The organism is Pseudomonas sp. BN414 (genome assembly GCF_029871275.1).
In the GTDB taxonomy this organism is placed as follows: Bacteria; Pseudomonadota; Gammaproteobacteria; order Pseudomonadales; family Pseudomonadaceae; genus Metapseudomonas; species Metapseudomonas resinovorans_C.
Map to the genome: position 1 here is coordinate 434,291 of NZ_SSOL01000079.1, position 15,226 is coordinate 449,516.

13 protein-coding genes are annotated in these 15,226 nt (G+C 64.0%); 9 read left to right on the forward strand and 4 right to left on the reverse strand.

From position 1 onward, the window contains the following. Positions 1-9 precede the first annotated feature (9 nt). The 7 genes from hisS to E8E95_RS29905 all read left to right on the forward strand — a co-directional run bounded on the left by hisS (position 10) and on the right by E8E95_RS29905 (position 7,184). Positions 10-1,299 (forward strand): histidine--tRNA ligase, encoded by a 1,290-nt coding sequence (hisS, locus tag E8E95_RS29875; protein WP_280356000.1) that lies wholly within the window; start codon positions 10-12, stop codon positions 1,297-1,299. Positions 1,300-1,330: 31 nt separating this feature from the next. Then, on the forward strand, positions 1,331-1,969 hold the full coding sequence (locus E8E95_RS29880; protein ID WP_280356001.1) for a YfgM family protein: 639 nt from the start codon (positions 1,331-1,333) through the stop codon (positions 1,967-1,969). A 1-nt stretch (position 1,970) separates the two neighbouring features. Continuing rightward, a complete protein-coding gene (gene bamB / locus E8E95_RS29885; RefSeq protein WP_280356003.1) occupies positions 1,971-3,113 on the forward strand; it encodes an outer membrane protein assembly factor BamB in 1,143 nt (380 codons plus the stop codon). A 78-nt stretch (positions 3,114-3,191) separates the two neighbouring features. Beyond that, on the forward strand, positions 3,192-4,670 hold the full coding sequence (der, locus tag E8E95_RS29890; RefSeq protein ID WP_280356005.1) for a ribosome biogenesis GTPase Der: 1,479 nt from the start codon (positions 3,192-3,194) through the stop codon (positions 4,668-4,670). Positions 4,671-4,873: 203 nt separating this feature from the next. Beyond that, positions 4,874-6,022, forward strand: a complete 1,149-nt coding sequence (locus tag E8E95_RS29895) for a pyridoxal phosphate-dependent aminotransferase (protein WP_280356007.1) — start codon at positions 4,874-4,876, stop codon at positions 6,020-6,022. Further along, positions 6,010-6,804 carry an amidohydrolase gene (locus E8E95_RS29900; RefSeq protein ID WP_280356008.1) on the forward strand — a complete coding sequence of 265 codons (795 nt, stop codon included), beginning with the start codon at positions 6,010-6,012 and terminating at the stop codon, positions 6,802-6,804. Before E8E95_RS29895 ends, E8E95_RS29900 begins: the two co-directional genes overlap by 13 nt. Before the next feature lie 14 nt (positions 6,805-6,818). Continuing rightward, positions 6,819-7,184: a helix-turn-helix domain-containing protein gene (locus E8E95_RS29905; protein WP_280356009.1), complete on the forward strand. Its 366-nt coding sequence runs from the start codon at positions 6,819-6,821 to the stop codon at positions 7,182-7,184. 179 nt (positions 7,185-7,363) lie between these two features. Here E8E95_RS29905 and leuA read toward each other — a convergent pair whose 3' ends face one another. The 4 genes from leuA to xseA all read right to left on the reverse strand — a co-directional run bounded on the left by leuA (position 7,364) and on the right by xseA (position 12,924). Further along, on the reverse strand, positions 7,364-9,034 hold the full coding sequence (gene leuA / locus E8E95_RS29910) for a 2-isopropylmalate synthase (protein ID WP_280356011.1): 1,671 nt from the start codon (positions 9,032-9,034) through the stop codon (positions 7,364-7,366). Positions 9,035-9,388: 354 nt separating this feature from the next. Continuing rightward, positions 9,389-10,612, reverse strand: a complete 1,224-nt coding sequence (locus E8E95_RS29915; protein WP_280356013.1) for a mechanosensitive ion channel family protein — start codon at positions 10,610-10,612, stop codon at positions 9,389-9,391. Between the two features lie 108 nt (positions 10,613-10,720). Continuing rightward, on the reverse strand, positions 10,721-11,542 hold the full coding sequence (locus tag E8E95_RS29920) for a peptidoglycan DD-metalloendopeptidase family protein (RefSeq protein ID WP_280356015.1): 822 nt from the start codon (positions 11,540-11,542) through the stop codon (positions 10,721-10,723). 2 nt (positions 11,543-11,544) lie between these two features. Further along, entirely contained in the window at positions 11,545-12,924 is a 1,380-nt protein-coding gene (gene xseA, locus E8E95_RS29925) for an exodeoxyribonuclease VII large subunit (RefSeq protein ID WP_280356017.1), read from the reverse strand. Between the two features lie 100 nt (positions 12,925-13,024). Between xseA and E8E95_RS29930 the strand changes: the two genes are divergently transcribed. After that, entirely contained in the window at positions 13,025-13,576 is a 552-nt protein-coding gene (locus E8E95_RS29930) for a sugar ABC transporter ATPase (protein WP_280356019.1), read from the forward strand. Between the two features lie 127 nt (positions 13,577-13,703). Then, complete coding sequence (gene guaB / locus E8E95_RS29935; RefSeq protein ID WP_179061684.1) at positions 13,704-15,173, forward strand: IMP dehydrogenase; 1,470 nt, start codon at positions 13,704-13,706, stop codon at positions 15,171-15,173. The last annotated feature ends 53 nt before the right edge of the window (positions 15,174-15,226 follow it).

Below are 15,226 nucleotides of genomic sequence, written 5' to 3' on the forward strand. Positions count from 1 at the left end.
GGAATCCACGTGAGCAAGACCCTGCAAGCCATTCGTGGCATGAACGACATCCTGCCGGAGCAGACGCCCGCCTGGCGTTATCTGGAAAACACCGTAGCTGATCTGCTGGACTCCTACGGTTACAAGGAAATCCGCCTGCCGATCCTCGAGTTCACCGAGCTGTTCGCGCGCGGCATCGGCGAAGGCACCGATGTGGTCGACAAGGAGATGTACACCTTCCTCGATCGCAACGAAGAGTCGCTTACCATGCGTCCGGAAGGCACCGCAGGCTGCGTGCGCGCCGTGCTCGAGCATGGCCTCACCGGCGGTGGCCAGGTTCAGAAGCTGTGGTACGCCGGCCCCATGTTCCGTTACGAGAAGCCGCAGAAAGGCCGCTATCGCCAGTTCCACCAGATGGGCGTGGAAGTGTTCAACCTGCCTGGCCCGGACATCGATGCCGAGCTGATCGTGCTCACTTGGCGCCTGTGGAAGAAGCTCGGCCTGTCTGACGCCGTGACCCTGCAGCTGAACAGCCTGGGTTCCAGCGAGGCCCGCGCCCGCTACCGCGATGCCCTGGTGGCTTACCTGCAAGATCGTTACGACCTGCTGGACGAAGACAGCCAGCGCCGTCTGACCACCAATCCCCTGCGCATTCTCGATAGCAAGGACGGTGGCACCCAGGCCCTGTTGGTGGACGCGCCGACCCTGCACGACTACCTCGACGAAGAGTCCCTGGTCCATTTCGAAGCCCTCAAGGCGCGACTGGATGCCGTGGGCATTCGCTATGAAATCAATCAGAAGCTGGTACGCGGCCTGGACTACTACAGCCGCACCGTCTTCGAGTGGGTGACCGACAAGCTGGGCTCCCAGGGCACCGTCTGTGCCGGCGGCCGATACGATGGCCTGGTCTCCCAGTTCGGCGGCAAGCCGACCCCGGGCGTGGGTTATGCCATGGGCGTCGAGCGTCTCGTGCTGCTGCTGGAAACCCTCGGCCTGGTGCCGGACGAGCTGAACAGCCCGGCCGACGTTTATATCTGTGCCTTCGGCGAAGCCGCCGAGCTGGCTGCGCTCGGCCTTTCCGAGCAGCTGCGTGATGCCGTTCCGGGCCTGCGCCTGCTGGTCAACGCCGGTGCTGGCAGCTTCAAGAGCCAGTTCAAGAAAGCCGACAAGAGCGGTGCTCGCTACGCGTTGATCCTGGGGGACGACGAACTGGCCAAGCGCGTGGTAGGTTGCAAACCGCTTCGCGACGACAGCGAACAACAAAGCATTGCCTGGGATGCTCTGGCCGAGCATCTCGCAGCCTGCCTGAAGCAGGCTTGAGCAAACAAAGATCAGGAGTACGGGGTTAAGCATGCAGACTGAAGAAGAACAGATTGCGCAATTCAGGGACTGGTGGCAGCGCAACGGCAAACCCATGCTCACTGGCGGCGCATTGGCGCTGGCGGTGGTCTTTGGTTGGCAGGCCTGGCAGAAGTACGAATCCAATCAGGCCCAGGGTGCCTCTATCGTTTACCAGCAACTGCTGGAAACCGCTCTGAACCCGAGCGGCACCCCCGATTCGGCGAAGGTCGCCGAGCTGGCCGGCAAACTGAAGAGCGACTTCGGCGGTACCCACTACGCCCAGTACGGCAGCCTGTTCGTGGCCAAGGTCGCGGTCGAGGCCGGCAAGCTGGATGACGCCGCTGCTGAACTCAAGTCCGTGCTCGACAAGCCTGCCGACGCAACCCTGGGCGAACTGGCGCGTCAGCGTTTGGCCCGTGTTCTGGCTGCCCAGGACAAGGCCGATGAAGCCCTCAAGCTGCTGGATGGCGATGCCGACAAGGCCTTCGCTGCCAGTCGCGAAGAACTCAAGGGCGACCTGCTGGTTCAGCTGGGTCGCGCCGACGATGCGCATGCCGCCTACCTGAAAGCCAAGGCCGCACTGCCCGAAGACGCCGCCGTGGGTGGCCTGCAGATGAAGCTCGACGACCTGGCAAAAGGGGACGCGTGACGTGATGCGTTGGAAGAATGCCGCAGTGCTGGCCCTCGCCGTTCTGGCCGTGGGCTGCAGCAGCAACAGCAAGAAGGAACTGCCGCCCGCCGAGCTGCCCGATATCACTGAAGAAGTGACGCTGGACAAGGGCTGGAGCCGTTCGATCGGCGATGGCCAGGGTGAGACCTACAACCTGTTGGTGCCCGCTGTCGACGGCGACACCATCTACGCCTCGGATGTGAACGGCGAGGTCATGGCGCTCAATCGCTTCAATGGCGACGTGATCTGGAAACAGGATCTCGAACTGCCGGTTTCCGGCGCTGTTGGCGTTGGTTACGGCCTGGTGATGGTCGGCACCCTGAAGGGCGAAATCGTTGCTCTGGACGCCACCAACGGCGAAGAGAAGTGGCGTGCCCGCGTCAACGGCGAAGTGCTGGCTCCGGCGGCCAACAACGGTGACGTGGTGGTCGTGCAGACCCAGAACGACACCCTGTTCGGCTTCGAAGCCGCCACCGGCAACCAGCTCTGGATCTACGAGAACACCCCGGCCGTGCTGACCCTTCGTGGTACCGGCGCGCCCATCGTGACCAACAACCTGGCCGTAGCCGGCCTTTCCACCGGCAAGGTGCTCGCGCTGGATATCAAGCGCGGCATTCCGGTCTGGGAACAGCGCGTGGCTGTGCCCCAGGGCCGCTCCGAGCTGGATCGCGTCGTGGACATCGACGGCGGCCTGCTGCTCTCCGGCGGTACCCTCTACATGGCCACCTACCAGGGGCGCGTTGCGGCGCTGGACCTGGAAAGCGGCCGTGTGCTCTGGCAGCGCGAGGCGTCCAGCTACGCCGGTGTTGCCCAGGGCTTCGGTAACGTCTACGTGAGCCTGGCCAATGGCACCGTGGAAGGCGTGGATGAGCGTTCCGCCTCCGCCCTGTGGAGCAACGATTCCCTGGCCCGTCGCCAGCTGTCCGCGCCGGAAGTGTTTTCCAGCTATGTGGCGGTCGGTGACTTCGAAGGCTACCTGCACCTGCTGAGCCAGGTGGATGGTCACTTCGTCGGCCGCACGAAGATCGACGGCGACGGCCTGCGTGCCCGTCCGCTGGTGGTCGGCGAGTGGATGTATGCCTACGGCAACGGCGGAAAGCTGGTCGGCCTGACCATCCGCTAAGCTGAAGCTTGATACCCGGCCGCTGCCGTCGAACGGCAGCGGCCTTTGTGTTTTCTGAAATAACGAGTGGAGAGCCTCATGGTTCCCGTAATTGCCCTGGTGGGTCGGCCCAACGTCGGCAAGTCCACCCTGTTCAACCGCCTGACCAAGACCCGCAACGCGATCGTCGCGGAGTACGCAGGTCTTACCCGTGACCGCCAGTACGGCGAGGCGAAGTGGCAGGGCCGCACCTTCATCGTCATCGACACCGGCGGTATCTCCGGCGACGAGGAAGGCATCGACGCGAAAATGGCCGAGCAGTCCCTGCAGGCCATCGAAGAAGCCGATGCGGTGCTGTTCATGGTCGACTCCCGCGCCGGCATGACCGCCGCCGACCAGATGATCGCTGAGCACCTGCGCAAGCGGAACAAGCGCAGTTTCCTGGTGGCGAACAAGGTCGATACCGTCGATCCGGATATCGCCCGCGCCGAGTTCAGCCCCCTGGGGCTGGGCGACGCCCTGCCGATCGCCGCTGCCCATGGTCGCGGTATCACCCAGATGCTGCAGGAAGCACTGGGTGAGTTTGGTCGTGACGACCAGGCTGACGAAGAGGCCGCCGCCGAAGCCGAAGTGGTCGCCGAAGGCGAGGAAGCCAAGCGCATTCCGGGACCGAGCGAGAAGGATGGCATCAAGATCGCCATCATCGGCCGCCCCAACGTCGGCAAATCCACCCTGGTCAACCGCATGCTCGGCGAAGAACGAGTGATCGTGTACGACCAGGCCGGGACCACGCGCGACAGCATCTACATCCCCTTCGAGCGCAACGAAGAGAAGTACACCCTCATCGACACCGCGGGCGTACGCCGTCGCGGCAAGATCTTCGAGGCGGTGGAAAAGTTCTCGGTGGTGAAAACCCTCCAGGCCATCCAGGACGCCAACGTGGTGGTCTTCGTGATGGACGCCCGTGAAGGCGTGGTCGAGCACGACCTCAACCTGTTGGGCTTTGTGCTGGAAACCGGCCGCGCGCTGGTCATCGCCCTGAACAAGTGGGACGGCATGGAGCCGAGCGAGCGCGACTACGTGAAGACCGAGCTGGAGCGCCGGCTGTTCTTCGTCGATTTCGCCGACATCCACTTCATTTCCGCGTTGCACGGCACTGGCGTCGGTCACCTGTACAAGTCGGTGCAGGACTCGTTCCGCTCGGCCATCACCCGTTGGCCGACCAGCCGCCTGACCCAGATCCTCGAGGACGCGGTGCAGGAGCACCAGCCGCCGCTGGTCAACGGTCGCCGCATCAAGCTGCGCTACGCCCACCTGGGTGGCGCCAACCCGCCGCTGATCGTGATCCACGGCAACCAGGTCGAGTCGGTGCCGAAGTCCTACTCGCGCTATCTGGAAAATACCTACCGGCGCGTGCTCAAGCTGGTCGGTACGCCGATCCGCATCGAGTACAAGGGCGGCGAGAACCCTTACGAGGGCAAGAAGAACACCTTGACCGAGCGTCAGGTGAACAAGAAGCGCCGCCTCATGTCGCACCACAAGAAGGCCGAGAAGAAGCGCCGCGACAAGAAGCGCTGATTGACCGGTACGAAAGAGGGCGCCTTCGGGCGCCCTTTTTCATTTAGGGGCACCGTTACAGGTAGGAGCGAGCTCTGCTCGCGAACTGAGTCGGCACAATGTTTCGCCAGCAGAGCTGGCTCCTACAGGGCCATTCCTGTGGTGGCGAAACCCCTCAGGCCTTAAGCTATGACCCACTTCCCAGTCGCCAGCAGCCTGAAGAAATGATCGCCAGCAAGTTGCCCAACGTCGGCACCACCATCTTCACCCGCATGTCCCAGCTCGCCGCTGAAGTCGGCGCCATCAACCTGTCCCAGGGCTTCCCGGATTTCCCCGCGCCTGCTGCCCTGTGCGACGCGGTCGGCCGGCACATCGCCAGCGGACATAACCAGTACGCCCCCATGACCGGCCTGCCGGCCCTGCGCGAGCAGGTGGCCGCCAAGGTTGCTACCTTCTATGGTCGCCAGGTCAGCGCTGATAGCGAGGTGACCGTCACCCCCGGCGCTACTGAAGCCATCTTCTGCGCTATCCAGGCGGTGGTTCGCGCTGGCGACGAAGTAATCGTCCTCGACCCCTGCTACGACAGCTATGAGCCGTCGGTGGAACTCGCAGGCGGCCGCTGCGTGCACGTACCCCTGGCACTGCCGGGCTTCTCCATCGACTGGCAGCGCATGCGCGACGCCCTCAGCCCGCGCACACGCATGATCATCCTCAACAGCCCGCACAACCCCAGCGGTGCGCTGATCTCCCGCGTTGAGCTGGACCAGTTGGCCGAGCTGATCCGCGACCGCGATATCTACCTGGTATCGGATGAGGTCTACGAGCACCTAGTGTTCGACGGTGTTGGCCACGTCAGCGTGCTCGCCCATGACGAGCTCTACGCCCGCTCCTTCGTGGTCAGCTCGTTCGGCAAGACCTATCACGTCACCGGCTGGAAGACGGGCTACGTGGTGGCACCGCCTTCGCTGTCCGCCGAGCTACGCAAGGTCCACCAGTACGTGAACTTCTGCGGTGTCACCCCGTTGCAATGGGCGTTGGCCGATTTCATGGCTGCGCACCCGGAGCACCTGGCTGAACTTCCCGCCTTCTATCAGGCCAAGCGCGACCTGTTCTGCGACCTGCTGGCCGGTTCGCGCTTCCGTTTCACCCGCGCCGCCGGCACCTACTTCCAACTGGTGGACTACAGCGCCATTCGCAACGACCTGGACGACGTGGCCATGTCCGAATGGCTGACCCGCGAGCATGGCGTCGCCGCCATTCCGGTTTCGGTGTTCTACCAGCAAGCGCCGAAAGACCTGCGCCTGGTACGGTTCTGCTTCGCCAAACGTGAGGAGACGCTGCGCGAGGCGGCGGAAAAGCTATGCGCGATCTGACCTCCCTGCCTGACCTCAAGCTGGCTCTCGTGCAGACCACCCTGGCCTGGCACGACCGCGCCGCGAACCTCGCGCACTTCGAAACCCTGCTGGAGCAGGCGAGAGGTGCGGACCTGATCGTCCTGCCGGAGATGTTCACCACTGGGTTCTCCATGGATTCGGCAGCTCTCGCCGAGCCCGAAGAAGGTCCGACGCACGTCTGGCTGCGCGAACAGGCGCGGCGCCTGGATGCGGTGATTACCGGTAGCGTCATCATCCAGGCCGCCGATGGCAGCCATCGCAACCGCCTGCTCTGGGTGCGTCCGGATGGCGAGATTCTGCATTACGACAAGCGCCACCTGTTCCGCATGGCGGGTGAGCACAAGCACTACACACCGGGTGAGACCCAGGCACTGTTCGAGCTCAAGGGTTGGCGAGTGCGCCCGCTGATCTGCTACGACCTGCGCTTCCCGGTGTGGAGTCGCGATCCCAACGATACCGACCTGCTCCTGTACACCGCCAACTGGCCGGCTGCCCGCCGCCATCACTGGAACCGCCTGCTGCCGGCACGGGCCATCGAGAACCTCTGCTACGTGGCGGCGGTGAACCGCGTCGGTACTGACGGCAAGGGCCATGGTTACAGTGGCGACAGCCAGGTGCTGGATTTCCAGGGCGAGCACCTGCTGGACGCCGGCGATGGCGATGGCGTGTTCATCTCAAGCCTGTCCGCTTCGCAACTGGCGGCCTACCGCGAACGCTTCCCCGCGATGCGCGATGCGGACGCCTTCGACCTGCACCTTTGAGTCGGGGTTAATCCATGAGCGAGCACAAGCCGATACCTACCGGGGGCAACCTGCTCGTGGCGGGAGAAAAGGTCTACAACACGCCGGTGGAGGTCACGCTGGCAGTGATCGGCGGCAAATGGAAGTCGCTGCTGGTCTACCACCTGATCCCCGAGGCGCGGCGCTTCTCCGAGCTCAAGCGGCTGGTGCCGGGCATCACCGAAAAGATGCTGACCCAGCAGCTGCGGGAGCTGGAGCGCGACGGTATCGTCTCGCGCACCGTGTATGCCGAGGTGCCGCCGCGGGTGGAGTACAGGTTGACCGAACATGGCATCAGCCTGAAACCGGTGCTGGATTCGATGTGCGCCTGGGGCAAGTGCCACTGGCAGCAGCAGGGCTAGAGCGGGTGTCGCTCTAATGTAGGGGCGAATTCATTCGCCAAGGGCGGCGCAGCCGCCCCATGGAATACCAGTGGCGCGCCTTCGGCCCGCTTGGCGATTGAAATCGCCCCCACAGGAGAAGGGCCGCCCACAAAAGAAAACCCCGCCGGATGGCGGGGTTTTTTATTGCAGCATCAGCCTCAGGCCGCTTCGGCCTCGGCCTGGCTCAGGGCGCGGTTGAGGGCGCTGAACAGGGCACGGAAGCTGGCGGTGGTGATGTTCTCGTCGATGCCGATACCGTGCAGGGCACGGCCGCCGTTGACGCGCAGTTCGATGTAGGCGGCGGCCTTGGCATTGGTGCCGGCGCCGATGGCGTGCTCGGAGTAATCCATGATCTCCACTTTCACCGGCAAGCTGGCCACCAGGGCTTCCAGCGGGCCCTTGCCCATGCCGCGCAGGTGCTGGGTTTCACCGTTGAACTGAACTTCGATATCCACGGCGCTGGTGCCATTCTCTTCCTGCAGGCGATGGCCCTTCAGGGTGAATGGGGTAGCGGCTTGCAGGTACTCGGCGTCCAGCAACTTGTAGATCTGCTCGGCAGTCATTTCCAGGCCCAGGCGATCGGTTTCCTTCTGCACCACCTGACTGAACTCGATCTGCATGCGGCGCGGCAGGCTGATGCCGTATTCCTGCTCCAGCAGGAAGGTGATGCCGCCCTTGCCGGACTGGCTGTTCACACGGATCACCGCTTCGTAGCTGCGGCCGATGTCGGCCGGGTCGATCGGCAGGTAGGGCACTTCCCAGGCGCCGTCTTCCTTCTGCTGGGCGAAGCCCTTGCGGATGGCGTCCTGGTGGGAGCCGGAGAATGCGGTATGCACCAGGTCGCCCACGTACGGATGACGCGGGTGGACCGGCAGCTGGTTGCACTCTTCGACGACTTTGCGCACGGCATCGATGTCGGAAAAGTCCAGTTGCGGGTGCAGGCCCTGGGTGTACATGTTCAGCGCCAGGGTCACCAGGTCGACGTTGCCGGTGCGCTCGCCGTTACCGAACAGGCAGCCTTCCACGCGATCGGCACCGGCCATCAGGCCCAGTTCGGTGGCGGCGACGCCCGTGCCACGGTCGTTGTGGGTGTGCAGGCTGATGATGACCGAGTCGCGGCGGCTGACATGACGCCCGAACCATTCGATCTGGTCGGCGTACACGTTCGGCGTCGCGCATTCCACGGTGGCCGGCAGGTTGAGGATGATCTTTTTCTCGGGGGTCGGTTGCCAGACGTCGATTACCGCGTCGCAGACTTCCACGGCGAAATCCAGCTCGGTGGAGCTGAAGATTTCCGGCGAGTACTGGAAGGTCCAGTCGGTGCCCGGCTGTTCGGCGGCCAGCTTCTTGATCAGCCTGGCGGCGCTGGTGGCGATCTCGATCACACCGGCCTTGTCCTGGTTGAAGACGATGCGGCGGAAGGATGGCGCGGTGGCGTTGTAGACGTGGACGATGGCCTTCTTCGCGCCCTTCAGGGATTCGAAGGTACGGGTGATCAGGTCTTCACGTGCCTGGGTCAGCACCTGGATGGTCACGTCATCCGGAATGTGGCCGCCCTCGATCAGCTCGCGAACGAAGTTGAAGTCGGTATCCGAGGCGGAGGGGAAAGCCACCTCGATTTCCTTCAGGCCCACCTGCACCAGGGTCTTGAAGAAGCGCATCTTCTTCTGCGCATCCATGGGCTCGATCAGCGACTGGTTGCCGTCACGCAGGTCGGAGCTGCACCAGATCGGCACTTCGGTGATCGTCTTCGACGGCCAGGTACGGTCCGGCAGATTGATGGCGGGGAAGGCGCGATATTTGCGGGACGGGTCTTTCAGCATGCTCATGGGGCAAATCCTTTTTACTGCGGGCCGTATGGTGGTCGGCCAGGCATTGAAGTCGGCGGGTGCGGCGGAGGTGGGATTCAGCCACGCAGTCGTGGGCTGACCAGTCGCAGGCAGGCGTGTTGACGCAGAAGGATGAGAGTGTGTGCGGTTTTCATAGGGGCTAACCCTATTCATCGTGCGTGAATATGGCAAGCATTGTTAAAAAAACAGCGAAAAAGAGCGCAAGAATTTGCAATGGAGGAATTTATTGCGCGATTTATGAGGTTTTCTAGAGATGATTGCGCTGCTTTTTTCGGGTGGAGTAGCTCGCCCGCAAAAAGCCCGGTGTTGGGCAATCCGCGGGCAGTGCCCGGCTCACTCGGCGTTTGGCAGTCGAAGTGCGCGCATGTCCGCGCCGCTGGGGTGCTGGAACACCCGCAGGCCGAACTCGGGAAGAATCGCCAGCAAGTGGTCGAAGATGTCGGACTGGATGGACTCGTAGCTCGCCCAGGCGGTGGTATTGGTGAAGCAGTAAAGCTCCAGGGGCAGGCCGTCGGCGGTGGGGGCCAACTGCCGCACGATCAGGGTCATGTCCTTGCGGATGTCGAGGTTCTCCCGCAGGTAGTGCTCGACGTAGGCGCGGAAGGTGCCGATGTTGGTCAGCTGGCGGCTGTTGATGGGCAGGCGAAGGGATTCATCCAGCTGGCTGTTCCAGCTGAGCAGCTCGCTTTCCTTGGCTTTGAGGTAGCCGTCCAGCAGGCGGACGCGGTGCAGGCGGTCGATGTCATCCGCGCTGAGGAAATGCACGCTGTTCTGGTCCAGGTACAGGCAGCGCTTGATCCGCCGGCCGCCGGATTCCTGCATGCCCCGCCAGTTCTTGAACGAGTCGGTGATGAAACGCTTGGTGGGGATGGTGGTGATGGTCTTGTCCCAATTCTGCACCTTCACCGTATGCAGGGCGATGTCGATGACGTCGCCGTCGGCGTTGAGCTGCGGCATCTCCACCCAATCGCCCACACGAATGATGTCGCTGGAGGTGATCTGCACGCTGGCCACCAGGGAAAGCAGGGTGTCCTGGAAGATCAGCAGCAGCACCGCCGCCATGGCACCCAGGCCGGAGAGCAGGATCAGCGGTGAGCGGTCGATCAGGCTGGCGATCATCAGGATGGTTGCGATGGCGAAGATGGCGATCTTCAGCACCTGCACGTACCCCTTGATGGGCCGCAGGTGGGCGTCCTTGCGGCGCTGGTAGAGGCTGCTGACGATGTTCAGCGCAGCGCTCAGGGCGAGTGCGATGGTGAGAATGATGAAAGCGGCGCAGACGTTGGTGATCACTTCCACCAGCGCGCCGGGCAGGTTCGGTACGACCTTGACGCCGAATGCCAGTACCAGGGCGGGCACCACGTTGGCCAGGCGCTTGATCAGGCCGTGGTCCTGTATATGCGCGCCGGTAACGCGGAACAGGCCGCGCAGGAGAATGCGGCGGACTATCCAGTTGGAAACCCAGGCCAGGAGGATGAGGACGCTGGTGGAGACGACCGTGTGCAATTCGTTGTGCTGTCTCAGCCACATCAGCCAGTGGGTGACTTCGTCTTGCATGGGCTGCTCCCTTTATCTATCCGCTGCACAGGGCGGGTCCCGGAAAGCGCCGGACCATAACAAATCCGTCCCACCGGCCCAAACCGAGGCTGTAAGCGCGGATGTCGCTCAGGGTTTGTAGGCACCGATGAAAATGGCCGGGTCCACTCGCACATCATTCAAGCTGACATTCCAGTGCATGTGCGGTCCGGTGGCACGGCCGGTTGCGCCGACGCGGCCGACCACGCCACCGCGAGGCAATTGCTGGCCGAGCTTCACCTCTACCTTCGACATGTGACAGAACATGCTGATCAGGCCCTGGCCATGGTCGACGAACACCGTCTTGCCATTGAAGAAGTAGTCGCCGATCAAGGTCACCTTGCCCGCTGCCGGTGCTTTGATCGGCGTGCCGGCACCCACGGCGAAGTCCAGGCCGGAGTGCGGGTTGCGCTCCTCGCCATTAAAGAAGCGGCGCAGGCCGAAGGGGCTGGAAAGCGGGCCGTTCACCGGCTTGTCGAACAGTAGGTTGCTCGGCGAGCCGGGACTGAAGCGGCGGTAGGCAGTGGTCTGCTCGGCCAGTTCGCGGTCGATGCGCTTGAGGTCTTCCGGCAGCGGGTTCACCTGCCGTGTGTTGGCCAGCTTGATGCGCTGTTCACGATAGGTGCGAGGACCAACGGCGAACGCCAGCTTGCGTCCGTCGCTGACCTGGATCTGCTGTTGGCCGGCCTTGGTACCCAGCGGAATGCCGACGATGGCGATCCAGTCGCGGCCGTCTTCCTTCACCACCAGCACGGGCTTGCCCTGGTATTGCGCGGTGGGGGCCTGGGCGCCGTTGCCCAGTTGGACCACCGCCACGCCACCCGGCACCGGTTTGTTCAGCAGGCGGGTGATGAAACCATCGGCATGGGCGGGGAGGGCAAGGCAGAGGAGCAGGGCGGCAAGCAGGCGCATTATCAATCCAGCAGGGAGAGGTTCACGGGGGTGAGGTGGTTGTCTTCGACACGCACATCCAGCTCGCCTTCCCCGAGTCGGGCCTTCAGGCGCTGGCCGGGGCGGGTCTGGCTGGCGGCGCGAACGGCCTGGCCGCGTTCGTCGAGCAGGATGCTGTAGCCGCGCCCGAGTGTGGCCAGGGGGCTGACCACGTGCAGGGTCTGGGCGAGGGCGTCGAGGCGCTGGCGACGGTCCTTGAGGGCATCACGGGCGGCGCGGGGCAGGCGCTCGGCGAGGCTGTCGAGCTTCTGTCGCAGTAGTGCCAGGCTGCGCCCCGGATGCTGTGCGGCGAGGCGGGTGTCCAGGCGAGCCAGTTGCTCGGCACGAATCTGCTGGCGGCGCTCGAAGGCGCGGCGCAGGCGCATGTCCAGGTCGTCCAGGCGCTGGGCTTGCTGCCGCAAGCGTTCGCCGGGATGACGCAGGCGTCGGAACAGACCGTCCAGGCGCAGGCGTTCACGGGTCAGCTGTTCCCGCAGGCGCAGGACGAGGCGGCGGTGCAGGCTATCGAGGCGCTGCTGCAGCTCGTTTGCGTCGGGCGCCAGCAGTTCGGCAGCGGCCGATGGGGTAGGGGCGCGTACATCGGCAACGAAGTCGCTGATGGAAACGTCCGTTTCATGGCCCACGGCGCTGACGATGGGCGTCTGGCAGGCGGCCACGGCGCGCGCCACGGCTTCTTCGTTGAAGCACCAGAGGTCCTCCAGGGAACCGCCACCCCGGGCGAGTATCAGCGCATCGAAGCCCTGCGCATCGGCCAGCGCCAGGGCGCGAACGATCTGCGCGGTGGCTTCACGGCCCTGGACGGCCGTGGGGATCAGGGTCAGCTGCACCTGCGGCGCACGGCGGCGGAACACGCTGATGATGTCGCGGATCACGGCGCCGGTGGGCGAACTGATGATGCCGATGCGTTGCGGGTGGGCAGGCAGGGGGCGTTTGCGTTCGGCGGCGAACAGCCCTTCGGCGGCGAGCTTCTCTTTCAACGCCTCGAACGCCAGGCGCAGGGCGCCATCACCGGCCGGCTCTACTGCATCGGCGATCAGTTGGTAGTCGCCGCGTCCTTCGAACAGCGAGACCTTGCCGCGCACCCGCACGGCCAGGCCGTCGCGCAGTGCCTGGCGAACACGCTGGGCGTTCTGGCGGAACAACGCGCAGCGAACCTGGGCCTGGGCGTCCTTGAGGGTGAAGTAGAGATGGCCGGAAGCGGGGCGGGCGAGGTTGGAGATCTCGCCTTCCACCCAGACCTGCGGAAACACGTCCTCCAGTAGATGGCGGGCGCGCTGGTTGAGCTGGCTGACGGTCAGCACCTCGCGGTCGAGGCCGAGCCGTTGAAAGGGGTCTTTGAGCATGGGGGGAAATGATAATGGCTTTGTCGCCATGCGCCATAGTTGACGAGTGAGGGGCGACGGTTAAGCTGCGCGCCCTTTCCACCCAAGCAGGAGACCCGCGATGGAATCGAGCCAGTTGATCATCGTGCCGCAGATTTCCAGTGTGCCCGGCCATCAGGCCTTGGCGGGGCGCATGCTGCGCTGGCTGGCGCGGCGCGAGGTGGTCGCGGCACTGCCGAGCACCTGTGGCCTGCGCGGCAATCGCATGGCCTATGCCATCGCCGCTGGCGCGCGCCAGGTGGTGGAGAATCCGGAGCGCCTGCCTTTCGGCCAGCCGGTGAATGGCCTCGAACTGGTGGACAAGCGCTGCATCTATACACCCACGCGGAATTTCCTCAACGAAGCGGGTTGTCCGGAGTGCCGTCAGGAGGTGGGAGAGCCGCTGTTCGAGAGCCTGGAGGAGTGGTGGCCGGGGCAAACGGACAATTTCAGCTGCCCGGAATGCGGCTTCGAGGATGACATCAACGGTTTCCTCTTCCTTCAGCCCTGTGGTTTTTCCAACCTGGGGTTCATCTTCAACGGCTGGGGTGAAACCCGCTTTACCCCGGCATTTCTCGATGCTTTCAGCGATCGGCTGGGGTTCGCCGTGCGCCAGGTGCGAACCGACGGCTGACGACCACTGATCGGCTTGGCATGTTTTTTTGCGGGAAACGCTCTGCAGTCCATCGGCTGCGTTGAGCGGAGGCCGTGGCCTCGTTATAATGGCGCGCTTCCAATTTTCCCGCCTGGGAGCCCCCGCCATGCTGCGCATCAGCCAAGAAGCCCTGACCTTCGACGACGTTCTCCTGATTCCGGGATATTCCGAGATTCTGCCGAAGGATGTCAGCCTCAAGACCCGCCTGACCCGCGGCATCGAATTGAACATCCCGCTGGTTTCCGCGGCGATGGATACCGTGACCGAAGCGCGTCTGGCCATCGCCATGGCGCAGGAAGGCGGCATCGGCATCATCCACAAGAACATGACCATCGAGCAGCAGGCTGCCGAGGTGCGCAAGGTCAAGCGTCACGAGACCGCGATTGTCCGTGACCCGGTGACCGTCACTCCCTCCACCAAGATCATCGAGCTGCTGCAGATCGCCCGTGAGTACGGCTTCTCCGGCTTCCCGGTGGTGGAAGAGGGCGAACTGGTCGGCATCGTGACCGGCCGCGACCTGCGTTTCCGCCCGAACGTGGGCGATAGCGTCGCTGCGATCATGACTCCCAAGGACAAGCTGGTCACCGCTCGTGAAGGCACCCCGCTGGAAGAGATGAAGGCCAAGCTCTACGAAAACCGCATCGAGAAGATGCTGGTAGTCGACGAGAATTTCTACCTGCGCGGCCTGGTGACCTTCCGCGACATCGAGAAAGCCAAGACCTACCCGCTGGCGTCCAAGGATGCCCAAGGCAGCCTGCGCGTAGGCGCAGCCGTAGGTACTGGCGCCGATACCGGCGAGCGCGTTGCCGCACTGGTTGCCGCAGGTGTCGACGTGGTGGTGGTGGACACTGCACACGGTCACTCCAAGGGCGTGATCGAGCGCGTGCGCTGGGTCAAGAACACTTACCCGCACGTCCAGGTGATCGGCGGCAACATCGCCACCGGCGACGCCGCCAAGGCCCTGGCCGAGGCTGGTGCTGACGCGGTCAAGGTCGGTATCGGCCCGGGTTCCATCTGCACCACCCGTATCGTCGCGGGCGTCGGCGTACCGCAGATTTCCGCCATCGCCAACGTCGCGGCTGCCTTGGCCGGCTCCGGCATCCCGCTGATCGCCGACGGCGGCATCCGCTTCTCCGGTGACCTGTCCAAGGCCATCGTGGCGGGTGCTTCCTGCGTGATGATGGGCTCCATGTTCGCCGGTACCGAAGAGGCGCCGGGCGAGGTCGAGCTGTTCCAGGGCCGTTCCTACAAGGCCTACCGCGGCATGGGCTCGCTGGGCGCCATGGCGCAGTCCCAGGGCTCGTCCGACCGTTACTTCCAGGACTCCTCGGCCGGTGCCGAGAAGCTGGTTCCGGAAGGCATCGAGGGTCGCGTTCCCTACAAGGGCACCCTGACCGCCATCGTCCACCAGCTGATGGGCGGCCTGCGTGCCTCCATGGGCTACACCGGTTGCTCCACTGTCGAGGAAATGCGTACCAAGCCGCAGTTCGTACGCATCACCGGCGCCGGCATGGCCGAGTCCCACGTCCACGACGTACAGATCACCAAGGAAGCCCCGAACTACCGCGTTGGTTGAGGCTGACTGAAAGCTAGTGCGTCACGGGGCTGTCTGATTCAGCCCCGTGTCGT